The 24,588-nt window shown below is 69.4% G+C and carries 17 protein-coding genes and 1 tRNA gene; 14 read left to right on the top strand and 4 right to left on the bottom strand.

Annotated features, from left to right (window positions below):
- Window positions 1-18: 18 nt before the first annotated feature.
- On the bottom strand, window positions 19-4,197 hold the full coding sequence (hrpA, locus tag ODE13_RS00325) for an ATP-dependent RNA helicase HrpA (protein ID WP_322477483.1): 4,179 nt from the start codon (window positions 4,195-4,197) through the stop codon (window positions 19-21).
- Between the two features lie 165 nt (window positions 4,198-4,362).
- Here hrpA and ODE13_RS00320 point away from each other — a divergent pair, with 165 nt between their 5' ends.
- From ODE13_RS00320 to ODE13_RS00310, 3 genes are all read left to right on the top strand, one after another.
- The gene (locus ODE13_RS00320; protein ID WP_322477482.1) at window positions 4,363-5,382 is read left to right on the top strand and encodes an ABC transporter substrate-binding protein; all 1,020 of its coding nucleotides are present in this window, start codon (window positions 4,363-4,365) and stop codon (window positions 5,380-5,382) included.
- 157 nt (window positions 5,383-5,539) lie between these two features.
- Window positions 5,540-5,623, top strand: a tRNA-Leu gene (locus tag ODE13_RS00315).
- 239 nt (window positions 5,624-5,862) lie between these two features.
- Entirely contained in the window at window positions 5,863-7,362 is a 1,500-nt protein-coding gene (locus tag ODE13_RS00310; RefSeq protein WP_322477481.1) for an endo-1,4-beta-xylanase, read from the top strand.
- A 91-nt stretch (window positions 7,363-7,453) separates the two neighbouring features.
- On the opposite strand, the gene ODE13_RS00305 is transcribed toward ODE13_RS00310, so the two are convergent.
- Window positions 7,454-8,143, bottom strand: a complete 690-nt coding sequence (locus tag ODE13_RS00305; protein WP_322477480.1) for a lysophospholipid acyltransferase family protein — start codon at window positions 8,141-8,143, stop codon at window positions 7,454-7,456.
- Window positions 8,144-8,289: 146 nt separating this feature from the next.
- Here ODE13_RS00305 and ODE13_RS00300 point away from each other — a divergent pair, with 146 nt between their 5' ends.
- From ODE13_RS00300 to ODE13_RS00285, 4 genes are all read left to right on the top strand, one after another.
- Window positions 8,290-9,078 carry an alpha/beta hydrolase gene (locus ODE13_RS00300; protein WP_322477479.1) on the top strand — a complete coding sequence of 263 codons (789 nt, stop codon included), beginning with the start codon at window positions 8,290-8,292 and terminating at the stop codon, window positions 9,076-9,078.
- A 25-nt stretch (window positions 9,079-9,103) separates the two neighbouring features.
- On the top strand, window positions 9,104-9,469 hold the full coding sequence (locus ODE13_RS00295; protein ID WP_179542486.1) for a hypothetical protein: 366 nt from the start codon (window positions 9,104-9,106) through the stop codon (window positions 9,467-9,469).
- 160 nt (window positions 9,470-9,629) lie between these two features.
- Window positions 9,630-11,453, top strand: coding sequence for an AMP-dependent synthetase/ligase (locus ODE13_RS00290; protein ID WP_322477478.1), 1,824 nt, complete (start codon window positions 9,630-9,632; stop codon window positions 11,451-11,453).
- 145 nt (window positions 11,454-11,598) lie between these two features.
- Window positions 11,599-12,969, top strand: coding sequence for a class II 3-deoxy-7-phosphoheptulonate synthase (locus tag ODE13_RS00285; protein WP_179543204.1), 1,371 nt, complete (start codon window positions 11,599-11,601; stop codon window positions 12,967-12,969).
- A gap of 21 nt (window positions 12,970-12,990) precedes the next feature.
- On the opposite strand, the gene ODE13_RS00280 is transcribed toward ODE13_RS00285, so the two are convergent.
- Window positions 12,991-14,748, bottom strand: coding sequence for a protein kinase domain-containing protein (locus ODE13_RS00280; protein ID WP_322477477.1), 1,758 nt, complete (start codon window positions 14,746-14,748; stop codon window positions 12,991-12,993).
- 31 nt (window positions 14,749-14,779) lie between these two features.
- On the bottom strand, window positions 14,780-15,883 hold the full coding sequence (locus ODE13_RS00275; RefSeq protein WP_322477476.1) for a polyprenyl synthetase family protein: 1,104 nt from the start codon (window positions 15,881-15,883) through the stop codon (window positions 14,780-14,782).
- Between the two features lie 128 nt (window positions 15,884-16,011).
- Here ODE13_RS00275 and dinB point away from each other — a divergent pair, with 128 nt between their 5' ends.
- From dinB to ODE13_RS00240, 7 genes are all read left to right on the top strand, one after another.
- Window positions 16,012-17,268, top strand: coding sequence for a DNA polymerase IV (gene dinB / locus ODE13_RS00270; RefSeq protein WP_322477475.1), 1,257 nt, complete (start codon window positions 16,012-16,014; stop codon window positions 17,266-17,268).
- A gap of 275 nt (window positions 17,269-17,543) precedes the next feature.
- Window positions 17,544-17,948 carry a DUF3040 domain-containing protein gene (locus tag ODE13_RS00265; RefSeq protein ID WP_179542491.1) on the top strand — a complete coding sequence of 135 codons (405 nt, stop codon included), beginning with the start codon at window positions 17,544-17,546 and terminating at the stop codon, window positions 17,946-17,948.
- 549 nt (window positions 17,949-18,497) lie between these two features.
- Window positions 18,498-18,929: a division/cell wall cluster transcriptional repressor MraZ gene (gene mraZ, locus ODE13_RS00260; RefSeq protein ID WP_322477875.1), complete on the top strand. Its 432-nt coding sequence runs from the start codon at window positions 18,498-18,500 to the stop codon at window positions 18,927-18,929.
- Window positions 18,930-19,117: 188 nt separating this feature from the next.
- A complete protein-coding gene (gene rsmH / locus ODE13_RS00255) occupies window positions 19,118-20,122 on the top strand; it encodes a 16S rRNA (cytosine(1402)-N(4))-methyltransferase RsmH (RefSeq protein ID WP_322477474.1) in 1,005 nt (334 codons plus the stop codon).
- Window positions 20,119-20,784 carry a hypothetical protein gene (locus tag ODE13_RS00250; protein WP_322477473.1) on the top strand — a complete coding sequence of 222 codons (666 nt, stop codon included), beginning with the start codon at window positions 20,119-20,121 and terminating at the stop codon, window positions 20,782-20,784. The genes rsmH and ODE13_RS00250 overlap by 4 nt, the downstream gene beginning before the upstream one ends.
- Window positions 20,785-20,869: 85 nt before the next feature.
- Window positions 20,870-22,678, top strand: a complete 1,809-nt coding sequence (locus ODE13_RS00245) for a peptidoglycan D,D-transpeptidase FtsI family protein (RefSeq protein WP_246348841.1) — start codon at window positions 20,870-20,872, stop codon at window positions 22,676-22,678.
- 175 nt (window positions 22,679-22,853) lie between these two features.
- Window positions 22,854-24,587, top strand: a complete 1,734-nt coding sequence (locus tag ODE13_RS00240) for a UDP-N-acetylmuramoyl-L-alanyl-D-glutamate--2,6-diaminopimelate ligase (RefSeq protein ID WP_322477472.1) — start codon at window positions 22,854-22,856, stop codon at window positions 24,585-24,587.
- Window position 24,588 lies beyond the last annotated feature (1 nt).

Below are 24,588 nucleotides of genomic sequence, written 5' to 3'. Positions count from 1 at the left end.
GCAGGGGAGGACCACCGCTCAGCGCGACCCCTGCGTGATGGCTCGGCGGATCCGTTTGGCCGAGACCGTCTGCGCGGTGCCCAGCTGCTGGGCGAAGAGATTGACCCGCAGCTCCTCCAGCATCCACTTCACCCCGGCCAGCTGCTCCGGCACCGGCAGCTGGTCGGGCACCGCTTCGATGGCCGTGTCGTACTCGTCCTCCAGCTTCTGGACCAGCGCCATGTCCTGGGCGTCCTTGGTCAGGCCCTGGCCGGCCTCGAGCCGGTCCAGACGCAGTGCCATCGCCTGCAGGTACCGGGGCAGATGCCGCATCTGCATCTGCCCGGTGGCCGCCACGAAGCCCGGATGCACCAGCACCTCCAGCTGGGCGCGCATGTCGCTGACGGCCGGCTGCAGAGCGGCGGAGCCGGCAGAGTCCAGCCGTGTCCCCAGCTGCGCAGAAGCGGTGAGGACCTTGGCCAGCACGTCGGTGAGGGCCAGCACGGTCTCAATGAGCTCTGCACGGGCCTCCCGGGCGACCTGTTCGAACTCGACGGCGCTGAAGGGCAGCTCCGCAGGCACCAGGTGGTCCAGGGCCGCGGTGGTGCAGTCGGTGACCAGGGACTCCACGGTTCCATGCGGGGAGCGGCCGAAGGCCAGGCGCTCGCGGTTGCTGAGATGGTCCACCACATAGCGCTGCGGAGAGGGCAGGACCTCGCGCAGCAGTGCGACGATCCCGCGGCGGTGGACCCGGTGCTGGTCGGCGGCGGAGTCCTGGATGGTGCAGTGCACCCCCCGGCGTCCCTTCTGTTCCTCCGCCAGGGCCGGATAGCCGGTCACCTCACGACCGCCCACCCCGCGACTGAGCTCCCGAGGCAGGTCGCCGAAGGTCCAGGAGGTCTGCTCCCGCTGGGCGGGCACGGGCGAGGCTCCTGCCGAGGGGTCGGTCCCGGGACCCTCGGCGGCGTGACGGTGGCGCCCGGATCTGCCGGAGCTGCCCGGCATGGCCTGCGGCGGCACCGAGCCGCCGCCCCGGGAGCCCTGGGGGGAGCCGGGCCGGCCCTCCTCGCGCCTGCCGCCTCCGGCCAGCGACCGACTGATCGCCTCGCGGTTCTGCTGGGCGAAGCGCAGCTGCAGCTCTTCCAGGTCCTGGGAGCTGTCCAGCACCCGTCCGCGCTCGCTGAGCACGGCGTAGGTGAAGCGCAGGTGCGCCGGGAGCCTCCGCAGGTCGAGGGCCTCAGGGTCGACACGCTCGCCGCGCAGCCGCTGAAGCACCGTCGCCAGCGACGGGGCGAGCGGATCCTCCCCGGGGACGAATTCCTCCTCGAGACGTGCGCGGGCCTGGGCGGCCACGTCCGGGGCCGGCACGAAGTTCTTGCGCAGCTGCTTGGGCATCGACCTGATCAGCTGGGTGATCAGCTCCGTGCGCAGCCCGGGGATCAGCCAGTCGAAGTGAGCGGGCCGCAGCTGGTTGAGGAAGAGGATCGGCACCCGGACGGTGACGCCGTCGGCGGTGGTGCCGCGTCCCTCGCCGCGGCTCCAGGAGTCCGGATTGAACTCGTAGCGCAGCTCGAGGCGCAGGCCGTCGAGGTCCAGGTGTTCGGGGAACGCCTCGACGTCGACGGCCTCGGCACCCTCGCCGAGGACATGATCCTCGGTGAGGTCGAGCAGCTCCGGGGTCTCGTGGCGCTGGTTCTTCCACCAGGAGTCGAAGTGCCGTTGGGAGGTGATGTCCTGCGGCAGCCGCTCGTCGAAGAACGCGAAGAGCATGTCGTCCGAGGCGCGCAGATCGCGCCGTCGAGTGCGGTTCTCCAGCTCCTCGATCTCCTGGAACCGCTCTCGGTTGCGTCGGTCGAAGTGGTGCCGGGTCGTCCAGTCGCCTTCGACGAGCGCGCGCCGGATGAACAGCTCGCGGCTCTGCTCGGCATCGATGCGGCCGAAGAGCACCTGTCGGTCCGCCACCACCGGGACCCCGTAGAGCGTCACCTTCTCGGTGGCCACGGCAGCGCCCTGGCGGGAGGACCAGCGAGGCTCGGAGTGGGTGCGTTTGACCAGGTGCGGGGCGAGCTCCTCGATCCACGTGGGGTCGATGCGCGCGGCAGTCCGAGCCCACAGTCGGGAGGTCTCGACCAGCTCGGCGGCCATGATCCAGTCGTGGGTCTTCTTGAACAGCCCGGAGCCCGGGAAGACGGCGAACCGCGTGCCGCGGGCGCCTAGGTAGTCACGGGTCCGTGGGCTGTACAGGCCGATGTGGCTCAGCAGCCCGGAGAGCAGCGATCGGTGCACCGCGTCGTGCCGTGCCGCCGGCTCCACGGGCATCTGGCTGCGTCGGCGGGGTCGGGTGATCGGCCCCAGGTCCGCCTGTCTCGCGAGATCGGCGAGCTGGACCACCAGATCCTGCCACTCCCGGACCCGCAGGTAGTTCAGATGCTCACGGCGGCACATCTTGCGGAACTGGTTGCCGGAGAGCTCCTGCTGCTGGATGAGCAGATGCTGCCAGAGGTTCAGCAGCGCGGAGAAGTCGGAGGCGTCGTCGGCGAATCGGCGATGCATCTCATCGGCCTGCTGGCGGACGGCGGCCGGGCGCTCGCGCGGGTCCTGAATGGAGAGCCCGGCCACCAGCACGGTGACCTCCTCGAGGCAATCCCGCCGGCCGGCCTCCACCATCATCCGTCCCAGCCGAGGGTCCACCGGCAGCTGCGCCAGGGCACGGCCCACCGGCGTGATCGACCCTCGACGCTCCTGCTCCCCCTGGCGATTTCGGCGCGCGCCCCCGCCCGGGGTCTTGCCGCCGGTGTGCAGTGCGCCCAGCTCGGTGAGGAGCCGGACCGCGTCGGTGACCGCCTTGGCGTCGGGAGGCTGGACGAAGGGGAAGTCGAGGAGGTCCTCAGGGGTGCGGGTGATCCCCATCGAAGACATCTGCAGCAGCACCGAGGCCAGCGAGGTGCGCAGGATCTCCGGATCGGTGAATTCGGGACGCGACTCGAAGTCGCCCTGGGAGTAGAGCCGGATGCAGATGCCGTCACTGGTGCGGCCACAGCGTCCTGCGCGTTGGTTCGCGCTGGCCTGGGAGATGGCTTCGATGGGCAGCCGCTGGACCTTGGTGCGGGTCGAGTACCGGGAGATGCGGGCTGTGCCGGTGTCGATGACGTACTTGATCCCGGGCACGGTCAGCGACGTCTCGGCGACGTTGGTGGCCAGTACGATCCGTCGCCGACCCCCGGGAGAGAAGACACGCTTCTGCTCGGCCAGCGAGAGCCGGCCGAACAGCGGGAGGATCTCGGCGTCGGCGAGCCGACGGTCGCGCCGGACGACGTCGGCCAGCGCGTCGGCGGCGTCGCGGATCTCCCGTTCTCCCGGGAAGAAGACGAGCATGTCTCCGTCGGGCTCCTCGGCGAGTTCGAGCACGGCGTCGCCGACGGCGTCGATCATGTCCCGCTCCTCCGAGGAGCCCGCACCTGCGGAGTCCTCGTCGAAGGCGTCCTGCTCGCTGGTCTCGACGTCGGGGCGCAGGGGCCGGTAGCGGACCTCCACCGGATAGGTGCGTCCGGAGACCTCGATGATCGGCACCGTGGGCTCGTCCGGGTCAGGGCTGAAGTGGGTCGCGAAGCGCTCCGGATCGATGGTCGCCGAGGTGATGATGACCTTCAGCTCCGGACGCTTCGGCAGGATCGACTTCAGGTACCCGAGGATGACGTCGATGTTGAGGCTGCGCTCGTGGGCCTCGTCGATGAGGATGGCCGAGTACCGGCGCAGCATCGGGTCGCGGCGCAGCTCGGTGAGCAGGATGCCGTCGGTCATCAGCTTCACCGAGCTGGCCTCGGAGACCTCGGAGGTGAAGCGGACCTGGTAGCCGATGTCCTCGCCGATGTCGGTGCCCAGCTCCTCGGCCAGTCGCTCGGCCACGGTGCGGGCGGCCAGCCGGCGTGGCTGGGTGTGCCCGATGATGCCGTCGCGCTGCAGCCCCAGCTCCAGGCACATCTTCGGCAGCTGAGTCGTCTTGCCGGACCCAGTCTCCCCGGCGACGACGACCACCTGATGCTCGCGCAGCGCCTCCAGGATGATCTCGCGCTCCCCGGTCACCGGAAGCTCATCAGGGTAGTTCAGGTCTGCTGCGGTGAAACTGCGGCGCTCGGGGCCTCGTCGGGCCCGACCGCGCTCGCGTCCGGCGTTCGGGCGTGGGGAGCGTCGGGAGGGTGCGCGCGTGGGTTCAGGCATGACGCCTACGAGTCTATCGAGTCCCGACACGTCGCCGTGCCGGGCACCCTCCGGTGTCATCCTCGTGCCGGCGACGCATCCGTGCGAGCATGTCTAGCGATCGATCTGCCGCCCCGGGGCCGTGTCCGCGGGGATCGGCACCCGTCTGAGCTGAGGAGGACGACCGTGCGCAGCACCATCGGAGGAGGGGCGTCCCGAGGAGCGCTCCAGGCGACGGCCGGCCTGGCAGCCGTGACTGTGCTGCTGAGCGGCTGCGGCGCGGACCAGGACGGCGGAGAGGGTGAGGCGCAGAGCTTCTCCATCGGCATCGCCCAGCCGGTGGCGCATCCTTCGCTCGATGCCACCCGGGAGGGCTTCAAGGAGGCGGTGGAGGATGCCGGTGTGCAGGTCGACTGGGAGGAGCAGAACGCCCAGGGCGACGCCTCCATCGAGGCGACGATCGCCTCCCAGCTCGCGGGCGGCGGTCATGACCTCATCGCCACCATCGCGACCTCGCAGTCCCAGCAGATCGCCACGGCGACCCAGGGCGGTGAGACCCCTGTGCTGTTCATGGTGATCACAGACCCGGAGGCGGCGGGACTGGTGGAGTCCTGGGAGGCTCCGGGCGGGCACATGACCGGCACCTCGGACCTGAACCCCGTCGACGAGCAGCTCGAGCTGATCACCGAGATCGACCCCTCCGTGGAGACGCTGGGCATCCTGTACGCCTCGGGGGAGACCAACTCTCAGGTGCAGGTGGACCTGGCCGAGGCGGCCGCCGAGAATCTCGGGCTGGACATCCGCACCGCCACCGTGACGAACTCCGCCGAGGTCCAGCAGGGCGTGGAAGCGCTCGCCGAGGTCGACGCCCTGTGGATCCCCACCGACAACGTGGTGGTCTCCGCGCTGGAGTCCGTGGTCCAGTTCGGTCAGCAGCAGCAGATCCCCCTCTTCGCCGCTGACGTCGACTCGGTGGATCGCGGCGCGGTGGCCACCTACGGCGTCGATCACCATGCCATCGGCAGGCAGTCCGGACAGATGGCGCTGCGCATCCTGCTGGAGGGGGAGGACCCGGCCACGATGCCCGTGGAGGTGTCCGAGGAGCATGAGCTCCACGTGAACCCGCAGGCGGCCGAACAGATGGGTCTGGAGGTCCCGGAGGAGATCCTGGACGCCGCGGACGTGGTGGTCGGGGAGGGGGACTGAGGCCCGAGCAGTGTTGTGGCGGGCGTCACGGAACCTCGATTAGGCGACCGGCTGAGCTTGTGGTTAGGATGGATATCGCTGTTCGACGGAGTGAACGGAACGAGGCCTGCCGGTGACGGTGGGATAACGGGCCGAGAAGCTTCCTGGATGGCAGCTCGCGCGAGTGGCGGAATTGGTAGACGCGCTGGCTTCAGGTGCCAGTGCCTTCACGGGCGTGGGGGTTCAAGTCCCCCCTCGCGCACGAGCCGACAGAAGGGCCCCGGAGGATCTCCTCCGGGGCCCTTCTGCGTCTGCAGCTGCGGCAGGGGGGTGTCTGTGACGGTTGACACATGATCCTCGAATAAATAGTCTCTCGGGAAGACAAAACATGGGGTGGGCCACATCTCGCCGGACGAATGGCGGACCTGGCTCAGGCCGACCCGCGATGAGAGCGCTCCCTCCATGTATGTCTGACCGAGCACTCGAACTCAGGAGGATCACATGCCATCGCAGACCACCACGCGGCGTCTCGCCGCCGCCCTGTGCACCGGGCTGTTGACGGTGTCGCTGGGCGCGGTCGCCGCGCAGCCGGCTGCGGCCTACGCCCCCGACGGCGCGCAGGAGCAGGGCGCCCCGGGGAACTCGGGGAACGCCGGACGGCCGGACAGCCCGGGGAACTCGGGGAACGCCGGACGGCCGGACAGCCCGGGGAACTCGGGGAACGCCGGACGGCCGGACAGCCCGGGGGACTCAGGGAACGCCGGACGGCCGGACAGCCCGGGGAACTCGGGGAACGCCGGACGGCCTGAGAACCCTGGCAAGCCGGACAATCCCGGGCGCCCCGGAGATGGGAACGACGCCGACGACGGCCAGTGCGCCTTCGCCCCTGAGGGCGGACGCACCGCCTATGAGGCCGACCGCGACTCGCTCAGGGCCCACAGTGACGACGACATCCGCATCGGCAACGTGGCCGCAGGAGGCGGCCACCACTCCGACGAGGAGTACCCGGACCCGTTCCCGGATGACGCGGACTATCGACAGCACCTGGCCGAGGAATATTCCTCGATCACCCATGAGAACTACCTGAAATGGGAGTTCGTCCATCCGGAGGAGGGGGTCTTCGACTTCGAGGCCGCCGACGCCGTCGTGGAGCTCGCCCAGGCCCATGACATGGATGTCCGTGGCCACGCGCTGTCCTGGCACTCGCAGAACCCCGACTGGTTGGAGGAGGGTGACCACAGCCCCGAGGAGCTCCGGGAGATCCTGGAGGACCATGTGCGCACCGTGGTCTCCCGCTACGCCGGCTGCATCCAGCAGTGGGACGTCGCCAACGAGATCTTCGGCGACGACGCCGACGCCTCGATCCGCGACGACGAGAACATCTGGATCCGTGAACTCGGCGTCGAGATCCTCGACGACATCTTCCGCTGGGCCCATGAGGAGGACCCTGAGGCGCTGCTGTTCTACAACGACTACAACGTCGACGGCATCAATGCGAAGTCCGACGCCTACTACGATCTGGTCCAGGAGCAGCTGGACCGCGGAGTGCCGGTGCATGGCTTCGGCGCCCAGACCCACTTGAGCATGCAGTACGGCTTCGACGAGACATACCAGGACAACCTCGAGCGATTCGACGCCCTCGGACTGCACACCGCGGTGACCGAGATCGACGTCCGCGGAGAGGTCGATGAGGGTGACCGGATGAGCGCCGCGGACCGCGCGGGCGCGGCCGAGAGGTTCGAGACCGTCCTGCAGGCATGCCTGGACGTGGACAACTGCAACTCGTTCACCATCTGGGGGACCCTGGACGCCCACAGCTGGGTGCCCAACACGTTCCCCGGTGAGGGTGACGCGACCCTTCACGAAGGCGACTACGAGCGCAAGCCTACGTACTGCATACTCCAGCGCACCCTCGTGAAGCATCAGGAGGGCGCCGAGGTCTGGAGCCAGGACGCCGCTTTCGAGGAGTGTCGCGGGATTCTCGAGGAGGCCGGCGTCTGAACCGCCACCACTGTCGGTGACGATCATCGGGGGGTGAAGGCTCAGCGGGTGGCGAGGAGCGCCGCCGGGACCCTCGCCGCCCGCTGCCGGCTCAGGACTCGCCTGCCTCCAGGCGGCGCTTCACGTCCGCGGCATACCGGTCCACGTACTCCTGTCCGGAGAGCCTCATGATCTGGTACATGATCTCGTCGGTGACCGCCCGCTGGGCGAAACGGTCCTCCGCGTTGTCGTGATAGGCCTCGAAGGTCAGCGGCTCCCCGATGATGAGCCCGACCCGGCGGATGGAGGGCACCTTCTTGCCGATCGGCTGCACCTTGTCGGTGCCGATCATCGCCACCGGGATCACCGGCACCTGCGTGCGCAGCGCGAGTCGCGCCACGCCGAGCTTGCCACGGTAGAGGCGACCGTCCGGGCTGCGGGTGCCCTCGGGGTAGATCCCCAGCAGCGCGCCCTCGCGCAGGGCCTTCTCGCCGGCGTCCAGAGAGTCCTGGCTGGCTCGTCCACCGGAGCGGTCCATCGGGATCTGGCCGGTGATGTCGAAGAACTTCCGGGTCACCCAGCCGGTGGCGCCCCTCTTCACGAAGTAGTCCTTCTTGGCCAGGAACCGCACGGGACGTGGCACCTTCACCGGCATGAACACCGAGTCGGAGAAGGACAGGTGGTTGGAGGCCAGGATGGCGGGACCGTCCTCGGGGATGTTGTCCAGCCCTTTGACCCAGGGGCGGAAGAGGCCGTTGACCGCAGGGGCGACGGCGAAGGTCTTCGCGACGTAGTAGAACACGAGCCGGGGCGTCCTTCCTCGGAGCGGGGGCCACGGCAGGCAGGCCGGGCCCGCGGGAGGTCTGTCAGGCAGGCCGGCCGGAAGCGGGTCCGTCCAGGGCGGCCGTGCTCCACTCTAGACCGTGGGCCTGCGGCTACTGTGGTGCCATGCCCCACCGGAGACTCGATGCCCCGACCGTTCTCCAGGCCTCTCGCGGACCGGTCCCCGCCCCCGGCATGCCGGGGGTGCTGCTGCTCCACGGATTCACCTCCACGCCGGCGTCCATGGCGCCGGTGGCCGAGGTGCTCCGCGACGCCGGCTGTGCGGTGCACGTGCCGATGCTGCCGGGCCACGGCACGCGCTGGCAGGATCTCAACACCACCTCCGCCGAGCAGATCCTGCGGGCAGCGCTGGCCGGGTGGGATCGGCTGGCTGCGAGACGTCGGCAGGTCGCCGTCGTCGGGCTCTCCATGGGAGGCGCCCTCGCGCTCCATGTGGCCGCGCGGCGGAGCCCCTCTGCCGTGGTCGCCATCAATCCGTGTTTGCGACTGAAGCCCTTCCAGCTGACGCTGGCGCGGCTTCTGGGCGGGGTGCTGCCCTCCACGACGCCGGTGGGAGGGGACATCGCCAGGCCAGGGACGGTGGAGGAGGCCTATGACCGCACTCCGGTGCGCGCGGTGGCGACTCTGGGGCGGCTGATCGCACAGGTCCGCGGTGAGCTGGACGACGTCCGCGCCCCGGTCCTGCTGCTCCGGTCGGCGAGGGACAATGTCCTTCCGCGCTCTTCAGCGGATACTCTGGTGAACAACATGGATCCAGGGCAGCTGACGGAGGTCGTGCTGGAACGCTCGCTGCACGTCGCCACCCTGGACCACGACGCCGACGCCGTCGGCTGGCGCACGCTCGAATTCCTGCGCGACGCCGCCAGGTCGGGCGAGCCGCAGGCAGGCCCATGATGCAGTTACCTTCAGGGGAGGACGAATGACCCGCCACCGCGACGACGATCCCAGTGCGATCTTCAGCCGTCGGGGATCCTCTCGGCCCGTGAGCGGCTCGGGGCCGGGGCCCCGGGACTGGTCCGTGGACGAGGATTCGCTCGATGAGATCGATGACTTCAGACCACCCAACCCGAAGAGCCCGCTGGCCGGGGCCAAGCCCGCCGTCGTGCTCGGTGTGGTGCTCGCCGTCGGAGGGCTGCTGGCGCTGCTGCTGCTCACCTGGCTCCCCATGACGATTCCCTCCTGGGCTGCTCCGGCGCTGATCGGCGTCACGCTGGTCGGTCTGGTGACGCTGTTCCTGCAGATGCCGCGGAGCCGCACGGGGTCGGGCGACGGGGCACAGGTCTGAGCCGCCGGAGGGATTCCATGACCTTGTGGACAGCAGCCCCTCCCGGTCATTACTGTGAGTCGGGCCACATTGTAGTTACCATCAAGTAGTGCCCCACGCCGTGAGGTGGTGCCGAGCACCTGGCCCCACTGCAACGGTCCGTCGACAGAGGAGTCCAGTCGTGAAGGAATTCGCCGCCCCGCCGGTCATCGAGGTCCCTGCCGAGCTCAACATCACCGACCTGCTCGAACGCCAGGTGGAGGCGGACTCCGCGAACGTGCTCTTCGGCCGCCAGCTCAGCCCCGGTGAGTGGACCGATGTCACCGCCGGGCAGTTCCGGGAGGACGTCGTCGCTCTCGCCAAGGGTCTGGTGGCCCGTGAGATCCAGGAGGGGGATCGGGTGGCCATCATGGCCCCCACGCGGTACGAGTGGACCCTGCTGGACTTCGCCATCTGGTACGCGGGTGCGGTGACCGTGCCGATCTATGAGACCTCCTCGCCCTCCCAGGTCGCCTGGATCGTGGAGGACTCCGGAGCGCGTCTGGTCTTCGTCGACAGCGCTCCGCACGAGAAGGTCGTGGACCGCGCCGTCTCCCAGGAGAAGCTGGAGAGCGTCAGCGGGGTGCTTCGTCTCGACAATGACGATCTCGACTCCCTCCGGGCCGCCGGTGCCGAGGTCGAGGACGCGGAGATCGAGCGACGCCGCTCCCGGGCCGGCCTGTCCGAGCTGGCCACCATCATCTACACCTCGGGCACCACCGGGCGGCCCAAGGGGTGCGAGCTCACCCACGGGAACTTCACCGAGCTGTCCCTGCAGACCACCAAGTCGCTGGCGCATGTGGTGAACAAGGACTCCTCCACGGTGATGTTCATCCCGCTGGCGCACGTCTTCGCCCGGTTCATCTCGGTGCTGTGCGTGGCGGCCGGCGCCCGTGTCGGCCACACCGCCGACATCAAGGACCTCGTCGATGACCTGGGCACCTTCCGTCCGACCTTCCTGCTGGCCGTGCCGCGCGTGTTCGAGAAGATCTACAACGCAGCCATGATGAAGGCCGAGGGCGACGGCAAGGGCGCCATCTTCGCGAAGGCCGCCCAGACAGCGATCGACTGGTCCAAGGCCCAGGAGGCCGGCACGGTGCCCTTCGTGCTCGGCATGAAGCACAAGCTGTTCTCGAAGCTGGTCTACTCCAAGCTGCATGCCCGCATGGGCGGGCGGGTCACCCACGCGGTCTCCGGAGGAAGTCCGCTGGGTGCTCGGCTGGGTCACTTCTTCCATGGCATCGGGGTGATGATCATGGAAGGTTACGGGCTCACCGAGACCACGGCGCCGATCACCGTGAACACCCCGGAGAAGTTCAGGATCGGCTCTGTCGGGGTCCCGCTGCCGGGATGTGCGGTCAGGATCGCCGACGACGGCGAGGTGCTCGGCAAGGGAGTGTGCGTCTTCTCCGGCTACCGCAACCGCCCGGAGCTCAAAGACGAGGCGTTCACCGAGGACGGCTGGTTCCGCACCGGCGACATCGGTTCGCTGGACGATGACGGTTTCCTGACTATCACCGGTCGTAAGAAGGAGATCCTGGTGACCGCATCCGGGAAGAACGTGGCGCCGGCCCAGCTCGAGGATCAGATCCGTGCTGACGCAGTCGTCTCCCAGGTGGTCGTGGTGGGCGACGCGCGGCCGTTCGTGGCCGCGCTGATCACGCTGGACCCTGAGACCCTGCCGCAGTGGCTCGAGCGGCACGGCATCGACCCGCAGACGCCGATGAGCGAGCTCATCACCCGTGACGAGATCCTCACGCATGTGCAGTCTGTGATCGATCGCGCCAACGAGTCCGTCTCCCGTGCCGAGTCGATCCGCACCTTCAGGCTGCTGGAGGAAGACTTCACCATCGAGTCCGGGCACCTGACCCCTTCGATGAAGATCAAGCGTCCCAGCGTGATGAAGGACTACTCCGACGTCGTCGACGACCTCTACTCCGAGGCCGCGGCCGGACGTGAGGGCTGAGCGGGACCGGCGAGGGCCAACCGCGGCTGTGGCGCGTCAGTCCAGCATCTGGACCGAGCGCCGCCCGCATTGGGTCGACCGGCGGTGTGAGCCTTAGGCTTATGACGTGACTACTACGCCAGAGAAGACCTCCGTCCAGACCCCGTTGACCGCGCCCGGAGAGATCCTCCACACCGGTGCCGCCGACTATCCGGGTCTGGACGAGTGGCGTCGGCTGCCCATCCGGCAGCAGCCGGACTGGCGTGACCATCCCGACTTCGACTCCGCCGTCGACGAGCTCTCCTCCAACCCCCCGTTGGTCTTCGCCGGGGAGGTGGACAAGCTCAAGCGCCGACTGGCCAAGGTCGCCTCCGGGGAGGCCTTCCTTCTGCAGGGCGGGGATTGTGCGGAGACCTTCGCCGGAGCCACCGCGGACAAGATCAGCGCCCGAGTGAAGACGCTGCTGCAGATGGCGGTGGTGCTCACCTACGGCGCCTCCCTGCCGGTGGTGAAGATGGGCCGCATGGCGGGCCAGTTCGCCAAACCGCGCTCCTCGGACATGGAGACACGCGGAGACGTGACCCTGCCGAGCTTCCGCGGCGAGATCATCAACGGCTTCGACTTCACCGAGGACTCCCGCATCCCGGACCCGAAGCGCATGGTGCGTGCCTACAACACGTCCGCCGCCACGCTGAACCTCGTGCGGGCCTTCACCGAGGGCGGTTTCGCCGACCTGCGCGCGGTCCAGCAGTGGAACAAGGGCTTCATGGACAACCCAGCGCATGCCCGCTACGAGTCCATCGCCGGCGAGATCGACCGCGCCGTGCGCTTCATGGAGGCCTGCGGTGCAGATTTCGACGCGTTGAAGCGCACCGAGTTCTACGCGGCTCACGAAGCTCTGCTGCTGGACTACGAGCGGGCGCTGACCCGCATCGACTCCCGCACCGGCGAGCCCTACGTGACCTCAGGCCATTTCGTGTGGATCGGGGAGCGCACGCGAGAGCTCGACGGCGCCCATGTGGACTACCTCTCCCGTGTGCACAACCCGTTGGGCGTGAAGCTCGGGCCGAAGACCACAGTGGAGGACCTGCTGGCGCTCATCGAGAAGCTCGACCCGCAGCGTGAGCCGGGCCGCCTGACCTTCATCACCCGGATGGGCGCGAAGAACATCCGCGAGAAGCTGCCCCCGCTGGTCGAAGCTGTGCGCGACTCCGGAGCCAAGGTCGTCTGGGTCACGGACCCGATGCACGGCAACACGATCACGGCCAAGAACGGGTACAAGACGCGTCAGTTCGACGATGTCATGGACGAGGTGCGCGGGTTCTTCGAGGTGCACCGCTCGCTGGGGACCTACCCCGGCGGCCTGCACGTGGAGATGACCGGTGACGACGTCGCCGAGTGCCTGGGCGGCTCTGACATCATCGACGAGTCAGCCTTCGACGCCCGCTACGAGTCGCTGTGCGACCCGCGGCTGAACCACAAGCAGTCCCTGGAGATGGCCTTCCTCGTGGCGGAGGCGCTCACCCAGGTGGAGTGAGCCTCGGCCCTCTTCGCAGCCTCAGTCGCCTCGGAGCGCCCCGGCCACCATGGTGGGGAGCTCCGAGGCGTCGCTGTGTCCGAGGCTGGGGATGATCTCTGGGCTCAGCCCCAGGTACCAGGCGAAGAGCACCAGCAGGGCGGTGCAGATCATCACGACGGCGATGGTCAGCCACGTGCGCGTGGGGGTCGGTCGGGACAGCTCCACAGTGGGGCGCTGACGACGGCGTCGCTCGTCACCGGGCTGCTCACCGCGGCGGCGCACCCAGGCGGCGGGCCCGCGCCCCGGGGCCGGCTCGTCCTCCCGGGATTCCTGCTCACCACGGCGCAACGGACGCAGGGGCCCGACGGCGGAGAACTCCGAGGTCTCCTCCGCGCTCGGCGCCGCGGAGCCGACGGGCCGGTGCAGGGCGTCGGTCGGGCCGGCCGGGGCCTTCTCTGTGCCGGGGGGCCGGTCTGGGCCGGGCGCAGCAGCGAGCACCGTGGTGGCGTCGTCCCCCTCGGGCGCCCCGACGGCACCATCGGGCTCATGAGAGACCACGGGGCCCTGCCATGGGGCGTGCTGCTGCCCGGGGTCCGGTGAGCGGAAGGCCTCGGTGGGGACCTCCGCGACGGTCTGCCGTTCATCCTCCTCCAGCGTGCTTCCGGCACGGGCGTGCAGCAGGGCGGCGGCGACGTCGTCGTCCCACGCATCGGCCTCCACCCGAGTGGGGAACTCCTCCTGGGGCCCCCACGCGGCGGTGGCGCCCTCATCGGCGCTCTCCAAGCCACCCTCGGCGGAGGCCTGGCCCGCGGCCGCGGCCGCAGCTGCGTGCCGCTGCTCGGCCGGGGCCGCTCCGGCCTCGGCGCCCGGAAGCACAGCCGTCCCGTCGGGAGTTCCGCCGTCGTGCGTCTCTTCTCCCGCGGGGTGCTCCTGGGGAGGAATGTGGTCGAGGTCCTCCTCGCGGAGTTCCGCACGGCACCGGCGTACCAGGGCGAGGAGCTCGTCGGCGTGCTTGGGACGCTCCTCGACCGCGGGACGCGTGGCTGACCGGACGACCTCGTCCAGGGCCGGGGAGAGCCCGGGAACTGCGGCAGAGGGTGCCGGCACCGTGGAGTTCACGTGCTGGAAGGCCACACGGACCGGGGAGTCCCCGGTGTAGGGCTGCACCCCGGTGAGCATCTCGTAGAGCAGGATCCCGACGGCATAGATGTCGGCGCGCTCGTCGGCACCTTCACCGGAGAGCAGCTCAGGTGAGATGTAGGCGACCGTCCCCATCAGCGTGCTGGTCCCGGAGTGGTGAGTGGCGGCTCGGGCGAGGCCAAAGTCGGCGAGCTTGATGCGCCCATCCCGAGAGACCAGCACGTTCTCCGGCTTGATGTCGCGGTGGACGAGACCGGCTCGGTGGGCGGCGCCGAGCCCGTGGAGGATGGCTTCGGTGTAGGTCAGCGCCAGGCGAGGGGTCATCGGGCCGCGCTTGAGCAGGGTGCGCAGCGTCGCCCCGGGCACGTGCTCCATGACGAGGTAGGCGGTCTCGCGGGTCTGCCCCTGGTCCAGGACCTGGACGACGTGGGGATGAGAGATCAGGGCGGCGTTGCGGGCCTCCTGCTCGAAGCGCTCGACGACCTTGCGATCCTCGGCCAGATGGGGGAACAGCACCTTGAGCGCCACGTGGCGGCCCAGACGCGCGTCACGGGCCAGGTAGACCGTCGACATGCCGCCGCGGGCCACCCGGTCCTCGATCTCGTAGCGTCCGTCGACGGTGGTGCCGATCCACGGATCTGACTGTTCGGTGCTCACCTGGTCCAGCCTAGCGAAGACTCGGGGCTGCTCACCTGCTGCGCCGCACCAGACGGTCGCTGACATCCTGCAGGTCCTTCAGGACGTCTTCGGCCACGCCCGCCTCGCGCAGTCGGCGCACCTCCTCGTGGCTACGTTCCAGGAGCGACTCGATGCTGCGCTCGACCTCCGCGACGGCGCCGGCGTCGGTGAGGATCTCCCGCGCGCGCTCCACGGAGGCGGCAGAGAGCTCCGGGTCACCGAGCATCGCTTCCAGTTCGCGCGCCGCGGGTGCGGGGGAGCGGAAGAGTCCGTAGGCGACCAGTTCGGTCCGCTTGCCCTCGCGCAGGTCGTCACCCACCGGTTTGCCGGTGGTCTCGGGGTCGCCGAAGACGCCGAGCAGGTCGTCCCGGAGCTGGAAGGCCTCGCCCACGGGCAGGGCGGCCGCGGCCAGGAGTCGGCGCAGGGGTTCCTGCGCGCCGGCCAGCGCGGCGCCCAGGACCACGGGGTGCTCAGTGGAGTATCGGGCTGCCTTGTAGCGCAGCACCTGGCGGGCACGGACCACGGCCTGGCCTTCGTCCTCGGCAGCGGGGGCCACCTCGGCGTGGACGTCGAGGTACTGGCCGGTGATCACCTGGGTGTGCATCTGCTGGAAGCTGCGGCGCGCGGCGGCCAGCGCCTCTTCGGCGCCGTGCCGGTCCCGGGCGGCCGCCTCGGCCCCGGCGAAGGCCTCGCCTGCCCAGGAGAGCGCCAGGTCGCCCGCCAGGATCGCCCCGGAGGTCCCGAAGTGCACCGGGTCTCCGGTGAACGCCTGCTGGCCGTGGAGCGTCTCGAAGCGCCGGTGGGCGCTCGGCTGGCCGCGGCGAGTCGCCGAGCGGTCGATGACGTCGTCGTGGACCAGCGCCGCTGCCTGGAAAAGCTCAAGGGAGACTGTGAGACGGTCCAATGCCGGGTGCGAGCCCGCCCCGCCCCCGGCCGCCCTCCAGCCGATCCAGGCGAGCACCGGACGCAGCCGCTTGCCTCCGCGCGTCAGCGCCGCCAGCGTCTCGACCAGGGGTGCGGCGTCCGGGGAGATCTCTGCGACCTCGAGCCGCCGCTCGTCCACGTGGTGGGTGCAGCAGGTCGTGACGTGGGCGATGAAGTCCGGGGTCCGCATCCGGGGTGGCCTCCTGGGGTCGGGACGTGGTGACCGCTGGGCGCCGAGGCACCGGGACGGCGGTTGCCAGCCTATCCCGTCGAGTCGCCGTCGGGTTCCGGGTCAGAGCAGCTGAGTACCCTGGGAGCATGCACGCAGGAACTCCCTCGCGGCAGGACCGGCGGCCGCGGATCCTGGCGCATGTGGACATGGACGCCTACTTCGTCGAGGTCGAGCTTCTGGAGCGGCCGGAGCTGCGCGGACGCAAGCTCATCGTGGCCCAGGACTCGGGGCGCTCAGTGGTGCTCTCGGCGTCCTATGAGGCGAGGGCCGACGGTGTGCGCTCGGCGATGCCGCTGGGACGCGCCCGGCAGCTGAGCCCGCGCGCCCTGATCCTGCCCCCGCATCCGTTGCGGTACCGGGAGTTCTCGCTGCGGATCATGGAGTACTTCGGCACGGTGACCGATGCCGTCGAGCAGCTCAGCGTCGATGAGGCGTTCCTGGACCTGACCGGAGCCCGACGACGGCTGGGGACGCCGGAGGAGATCGGCCGCACCATCCGCCGCGACGTCCGGGAACAGTTCGGGCTGCCCTGCACGGTGGGCATCGCCGATCGCAAGTTCATCGCGAAGATCGCATCGACCCGAGCCAAACCTGACGGACTACTCGTGGTGCCGCCGTCGCAGCGGCTCGATTTTCTGCACAGCCTGCCGGTCCGGGCGCTCTGGGGCGTGGGCGGAACCACCGCCGCCGCGCTGGAGCAGCTCGGCATCAGCACCGTGCGTCAGCTGGCAGAGACCCCGGAGGATCTGCTGCGTCGGCGTTTCGGCGTCACCGGTTCCCACCTGCGTCGGCTGGCCTGGGGAGATGACGAGCGGACGGTGCAGCCCCACCGGGAGGAGAAGAGCATCGGGGCGGAGGAGACCTTCGCCCAGGACGTCTCTTCCACCGCGGAGCTCCACGAGGAGATCCTGCGCCTGAGCCATCGGATCGCGGCCCGGCTGCGCGCCGCGGGGATGTCGGCCCAGGGCATCAGCCTGAAGCTGCGCTACCGGGACTTCGAGACGCTCACCCGCAGTGCGACGTTGACCCACCCCACCCAGTCGGCCCTGACCATCCGTTCCCGGGCGGCGGTGCTCCTGGATCGGCTCGGTCCGCGGGCTCAGCCGGTGCGGCTGATCGGGATCCGCGCCGAGCGGCTCCATCACGACGGCGGAGCGCTGCAGCTCAGCTTCGACCGGGCTGAGACCAACTGGATCGATGCCGAGAACGTGCTCGACGCCGTCGCGCGTCGCTTCCCGAGCGCCGCGGTGGGGCCGGCTTCGCTCCTGCGGTCGGAGGGCGCGGGGCGGGAAGACGCCGATTCTGCCGACGAGCAGAGCAGCGCTCCGGACGACGTCGGCTGAGCTCGTCCCTTGCGGGGTCCAGGGAGAGCGGGTGACCCGGCGGCGTCACGATGTCGCAGGGGTTCGTGACCGGCGGCATCCAGCTCCGACGTGCGCGGAAGTTGAACCTGGACGTCAGCTGAACACTCGGTCACAGCACTGTCACAGGACGGATCACAGCTAGGTCTCGGGCCCGCCGAGACGGTAGAATGATATTCCAGGCGAACCTGCTTGGACCCTGTGCGAAGAAGGACGCCCAGGGACAGCGACCGCCGGCGACTGCAAGGAGCGTCACGATGCCACTCTCGGAGCGAGAACAGCGCATGCTGAAGGAACTGGAGGAGCAGCTCCAGTCCGAGGACCCCGGTTTCGCGACGTCGATGCAGGAGGCGCCCACCGGGAAGGTCAACATCCGGAACCTGGTGCTCGGGCTCCTGATCGCCGTCCTCGGTCTCGTCGTCCTGCTCTTCAGCATCTACAGCCAGTGGATCCCCGTCGGGGTCGTCGGCTTCCTCGTCATGGGTGCAGGCGTCTATTTCGCGACCACCGGAGGCACCGGGGCAGGATCGTCCCGGGGAGGTTCCGGAGGGAACGGCGGCGGCGGAGGCGGGGGAGGCCCCCGTGGCACGACACCCAGCCCCTCGGGCTCATTCATGAGCGGGCTCGAGCAGCGTTGGGAGGAGCGCCGTCGCCAGGACTGATCGTCCTGGCCCGGCCCACGCACTGATCCCGCGCGACCCACTGGGCGGCGCGGCGGCCCTCGCTCTGGTGCCCCTTGTGGCCTGAGAGATTTTCGAAGCCCTCCTGGGAGATCCTCCCGGAGGGCTTCGCTGTGTCCGGCGGTCGGCGTCGAATGATGGTGGGGGCGCGGACGACCCGCCTCCTCGGATGCTGCTCGGGATTTCCGCTTCCCACCACGCGAGTCCTCCACTTCCCACCACGCGGGTCCCCACTTCCCACCACGCGGGTCCCCACTTCCCGCCACAGGCGGTCTGCCGCTGCCCTCCGGCGACGCCGTGAGGGCCTCCGAACGGCCCGACCTTGCCGCGGCGCCCCACCTCCCACCACCTCCTGCCGTTCCATGAAACTCCATGTCAGCTCGATGTGACGGTGGATCCAATCGGATCTCCCCGGGGCGGCATGGCGCATGTGGGTTGAAAGTGGGGGGAAGTGGGGTAAAGTGGAGGGCGTGAGAGGGAAGAGGGTTCCTGGAGGGCGATTCAGCGCGAACATGTGAGGCGGTGGGAGCTGTGTTCCTCGGCACCTACACCCCGCGCATGGACGAGAAGGGTCGTCTGATCCTCCCCGCGAAGTACCGTGACGATCTGGCCGAAGGTCTGGTCCTCACACGCGGGCAGGAACGGTGCATCTACGTGTTCAGCACGGGGGAGTTCCAGAACGTGCATCAGCAGATGCGCCAGGCCCCGCTGACCTCTCGACAGGCACGTGACTACATCCGCGTGTTCCTGTCCGGCGCCTCGGACGAGACGCCGGACAAGCAGGGTCGCATCACGATTCCGTCGGCTCTGCGGGAGTACGCGGGGCTCGATCGCGATGTCACGGTGATCGGCGCGGGGGACCGGGCTGAGATCTGGGACAGCGCAGCATGGAACGCCTACCTGGAGGAGAAGGAGTCGGAGTTCTCGTCGACGGACGAGGAGGCCATTCCGGGAATCTTCTAGGTGCACGGCATCCTCCGGGATGCCCCAGCGTGCGGCACGCCGCACGGAACCACGAACAGGCGAGAGGGTCCTTGGGCGAGTTCTCCAGCCGCTCCGAGCGCATCCTGACATCCCTTCCCCGGTGTCAGGCGGCATCGGCGCGGAGGGGGAACCTGGTCAAGGATCCTCTCCGGCATCGGGAGGCGAACATGGCAGAGCGGAGTCCTGGAGACCGGCACGTCCCCGTGATGCGCGATCGATGCGTCGAGCTGCTTCTCGGCGGCGCGGACGTCCTTCGCCGGGCCGGACATGCGCCGGTGGTCATCGACGCCACCCTGGGCATGGGAGGCCACGCTGAGGCGCTCCTGTCCTCCTGCGACGATGTCCGGGTCATCGGCCTCGACCGAGACACCCAGGCCCTGGAGCTGGCCGGCCGACGGCTGTCCGCCTACGCAGAGAGGTTCCGCGGGGTCCGCACCGTCTACGACCGGGCGGACGAGGTCGCAGCGGAGGAGCTGGTCGACGGAGAGGCGTTGGCAGGGATCCTCTTCGATCTGGGCGTCTCCTCCCTTCAGCTCGACGAGGCCGAACGCGGCTTCGCCTATTCCTACGATGCTCCGTTGGACATGCGGATGGACGCCGCCGCGGACTCTGAGGACGAGACGGCCGCCGAGCTCCTCGCCCGGATCACCGAGGCCGATCTTCGCCGCATCCTCAAGGAGTACGGCGAAGAGCGCTTCGCCGGACGGATCGCGTCACGCATCGTGGCCCGGCGAGGCAGCACCCCGTTCACCTCCACCGCAGATCTTGCGGCCGTCGTCGATGCCGCCGTCCCGGGTGCCTCCAAGCGCACCGGCGGTCATCCCGCCAAGCGCACCTTCCAGGCGCTGCGCATTGCGGTGAACCGCGAGCTCGAGGTCCTGGCCGAGGCCGTGCCGCGTGCCATGGACGCCCTGCCGCTGGGCGGCAGGCTCGTGGTGCTGAGCTACCACTCCCTGGAGGACCGGCTCGTCAAGCAGTCGATCACCTCTCGGACCAGATCCTCAGCACCCCAGGGGCTGCCGGTGGAGCTCGAGGAGCACCGGCCCACCTTCCGACCGCTCACCCGCGGGGCCGAGATTCCAGACCAGGAGGAGATGGCCGTCAACCCGCGAGCCGCCTCCGCGAAACTGCGATCGGCTGAGAAGATCAAAGCTGTGAGGAGCACACGATGAGCACACAGGCTGTTCCCGAACAGGACCTGTCCCCGGCGCGCTCCGCTGCAAGGCCGCAGCAGTCCCTCGGCCTGGCTGCGCCGGCCCTGCGTGCGCTGCCGAAGGTGCGCCGCCGCCATCGTGGTCTCACCGCCGGCATCATCGCCCTGATGGTCGCCGCGCTCGCCGTGGTGCTCGCGGTCAACATCCACGTGTCGAACGCCCAGTATCGGGTCGTGGAGCTCAGCAACCAGCACCAGCTGCTCACCCAGCAGAATCAGGCGCTCGAGCAGCAGGTCCTGCACCTGCAGTCGCCCCAGGTGCTCTCCGACACGGCCGTCTCGCTGGGCATGGTGATGCCGTCCGAGGCGGGTGCGTTCGATCTCGCCACCGCTGAGGTCAGCGGATCGGCCGAGGCCGCGGACTCGGCCGATCGCCCGTCCCGCTTCGTCTCGACACCGGTGCAGCCCGGGGACGAGATGGCGCCTTCGCTGGATGTCGCGGAGCAGGCCGGCGGCTCGCCCTCCGGGATGCTCGGGACCGGCGCGTTGAACACCTTGACCCTGCCCGCCCCGGGGCACAATGGACAGCAGGCGGCGGAGGAGCCGGCCACAGATGGCGGATCCGATGACAGTCCTCAGCGGCTCAACGGCGGGACCATCCCGGCTCCCGGACTGAACTGACGGCGTTCGGCCGTCGGGCTCCGCACCGTCGGTGCCCGGTCCCGTCCGCCGACCGCCCCTCAGACCTCGGAGGATCCCAGCAGCGATGGTGACGTCGAATCAGAGCGTGGACGACCGCCGCACGCGTGAGGGGAAGGTCATGTCCCAGCGCATGCGTATCGGCCTCGCGGCACTGATCGCGCTGCTGCTCGTGCTCGGGGTGAGGCTGTTCCACGTGCAGGGGCTCGACCCCTCCGGACACGCCCAGGCCGCCGTCTCCGAGCGTCTGCGCAGCATTCCGCTGCCCGCCGAGCGTGGAGACATCCTTGACGCCGAGGGGCGCACCCTGGCGACCAGCGTGCAGCGCTACGACCTGGTGGTCGACCAGCGGCTCGTCGATGACTTCAGAGTCCGTGACGAGGTCACCGGTCTGTGGACCACCATGCCCCTGCAGACGGCCATCGCGGACCTCGCCGAGATCCTGGATGCCGAACCGGATGACCTGGAGGAGCGGATGAGCGGAGACCGCGCCTATTCGGTCCTCGCGCGTTCCATCACCCCCGACGAGCGTCGACGTGCCGAGGACCTGGACATCCCCGGGCTCTATGCCGAGCCGGTGTCCCAGCGCACCTACCCCTCCGGGGCGGTCGCGGGCTCCATCCTGGGCTTCGTCGGGTCCGACGGCGCCCCGCTGGAGGGCCTCGAGCTCGCTCAGGACTCTGCACTCTCCGGCACCGACGGAGAACGCACCTTCGAGATCGCCGCCGACGGCGTCCGGATCCCCACCGCGCCCTTCGAGGAGATCCCTGCCGAGGACGGACAGGACGTGCGCCTGACGGTGGACCAGGACCTGCAGTGGTTCGCCCAGGAGGCGATCGCCCAGAAGGCCAATGAGTACAGCGCCGTCTGGGGCAACGTCACGATCATGGACGTCCGGACCGGCGAGATCCTGGCGATGGCAGACTCGGAGACGGTGGATCCGGCTGACCCCGGCGCCACCGATGAGCTGTTCCGGAGGCCCATCGCGCTCACCCAGGACTTCGAACCAGGTTCCACCGGCAAGGGCATCACCTTCGCCCTGGCACTGGAGGAGGGCGCAGTCCTGCCCACCGACGCGTTCACGGTGCCGAACCGTCAGGAGTTCGACGGCCAGGTCATCAACGACTCCATGCGCCATGAGACCTTCGACATGACGGCCGCCGGCATCTTCGCCCGGTCCTACAACACCGGCACGGTGATGATCGGCAACGAAGTGTCCGAGCAGGACCGCTACGACTGGATGCGCCGGGTCGGCATCGGAGAGGAGCTCGACGTCGGGCTGACCTCCTCCGCGGACTCCGTGCTGCGTCCTCCCGAGGAGTGGGACGCCCGGCAGCCCTTCACCACGCAGTTCGGCCAGGGCTACACCACCACGGTCCTGCACAACATCAGCCAGTTCCAGACCTTCGTCAACGACGGCGTCCGGGTGGATCCCACGCTCATCGACTCCTACATCGACCCGGACGGCACCGAGCATCCCGTGGAGGGCGGCTCCGAGCGTGTCTTCTCCTCAGAGACCTCCGAGGAGATGCTCAAGCTCATGGAGGGCGTGGTGGATCACGGAACCGCGAGGGCCGCGCAGATCCCGGGCTACCGCGTGGGCGGCAAGACCGGCACGGGGCAGGCTGCCGGAGAGGGGGGAGGCTTCGACGGGCATACGACGTCCTTCATCGGCGTCGCACCGCTGGACGACCCGCAGTATCTGGTGTCCGTGACCGTGCACCGCCCGCAGGGCAACTGGCGGGACTGGACGGTGGCCGACACCTTCTCCGATGTGATGTCCTACGTGCTGAGCACACGGAACGTCCCGCCCTCCGGAGAGGAGTCGGAGGCCTACGACGCCTTCGTCGGTGACGATCAGGACAGGCCATGGTGAGCGCCGCGATGATCGTCCGATGACCCTCGGATGACAGCCGGAAGGGCAGCTCCGTGCAGGTCACCGGCGGTGTCACCGATGTCGCATCCCGAGCTGCCCACCGGAGCTGCGGTGTCGTGATAGAACTTTCAACGGTCCAGCCCATCTGCCCCCCCCCACCGGAACGAGAGACTCGATGCCCACCCCAGACGCCACGCTCTCCATCGCGGAGCAGGACAGCGTGTTCAGGCCCCGGAAGGTGCACGGCACCACTGTGGGCGTCCTCACCGAGGAGCTGCAGGCGGCCGGCTATGAGCCGCTGCTCACGCCTGTGGGGCGTCGCGAACACGAGACGCGGCTGAGCGGAGCCGCCATGAACCCCCAGGCCGTCGGACCGGGGGACCTGTTCGTCGCGGTCAGCGGTGCTCGCGCGCACGGCGCGGACTACTCCCGGCAGGCCGTCGACGCCGGCGCCGCGGCGGTGCTCACCGATGCCGCAGGGGTGGACCGTGTCCGGCATCAGGTGGGCTACCGAGTCCCGGTGCTGCAGGTGCAGCGCGTCCGCGAGGCCGTCGGACCGGCCGCCGCGGTCATCTACGGGAACACCGCGGCCTCCGAGCCGGCGCTGTTCGGGGTGACCGGCACCAACGGCAAGACCACCACCACCTACTTCCTGCGCTCGCTCCTCGAGGAGCTGCATCGTCCGCGGGGCCAGCACACCGGGCTGATCGGCACCATCGAGATCAGCGCGGGCCAAGACGCCATCCCCTCCCAGCTGACCACCCCCGAGGCGGTTCAGCTGCACAGTCTCATGGCGTTGTTCCGGGAGCGTGGCATCGCCGCGGCCGCCATGGAAGTCTCCTCACATGCCATCAGCTATCGGCGGACCGCGGGCCTGTACTACGACGTCGCCGGATTCACCAACCTCACGCAGGACCATCTGGATCTGCACGGCACCATGGAGGAGTACTTCGCGGCCAAGGCGGAGCTCTTCACCCGTCGTCGCACGCGGACCTCGGTGATCACCGTGGACGACCTTTGGGGCCACCAGATGGCCTCGGTGGCCACCGGCCGCGTGGTCACTCTGGCGACTGCTGGGCAGGCCGCGGAGGTGGACTGGCAGGTCGTCGACGTCGAGTCTGACGGGATGGGGCACCGCTTCACGCTGCATCATGCCCGCACCGGTGAGCGCCTCCGGACCCGTACGGGCCTGCCCGGGCTGTTCAACGTCTCCAACGCGGCACTTGCGGCCGTCATGGTCCTGGAGGCGCCTGATGCTCCCTATGGGCGACAGGAGGTGGCCGAAGTCCTTCAGGAGCGTGACCCCTTCACGATCAGCGTGCCGGGTCGCATGCAGGTCCTGTGTGAGACGCCGGCGGCGATCGTGGACTTCGCCCACAACCCCGACGCGATGATCCGTACCCTGGACGCGGCCGCCGCGACGAAGCGAGAGGGCCGGATCATCCTGGTCATCGGCGCCGCGGGGGAGCGGGATCGCAGCAAGCGCCCCACGATGGGGGCGATCGCAGCCCGCATGGCTGATCACGTGATCATCAGCGACGATGATCCCCACGGGGAGGACCCGGCGCAGATCCGCGCCGAGGTGATGGCCGGCGCCCGAGAGGCCGTGGAGTCAGGCGGCCTCACCACGCAGCTGGAGGAGATCGCCCCGCGCGCCGAGGCGATCGAGCGCGCCGTCGCCGTGGCCTCTCCCGACGACACCGTCATACTGGCCGGGCGTGGCCACGAGGTGCACCAGGACTTCGCCGGGGAGCACCGCCCGATCGATGACCGGGTGGAGCTGAGCGAGGCGCTGCTCCGGCACGGCCACTCCCCATGGGAGATCATGGACTCCACCGTGCGGCAGAGCAGCCTCCAGACCGACGGCGTCCGGAACAGTCCAGCCCAGCAGTCCGACGACCATGGGTGAC

It is taken from the genome of Nesterenkonia sp. HG001 (assembly GCF_034438835.1).
Taxonomy (GTDB): Bacteria; Actinomycetota; Actinomycetes; order Actinomycetales; family Micrococcaceae; genus Nesterenkonia; species Nesterenkonia xinjiangensis.
Note: the sequence above shows the minus strand (reverse complement) of the source record. Positions and strands in the feature narration are given on the sequence as shown.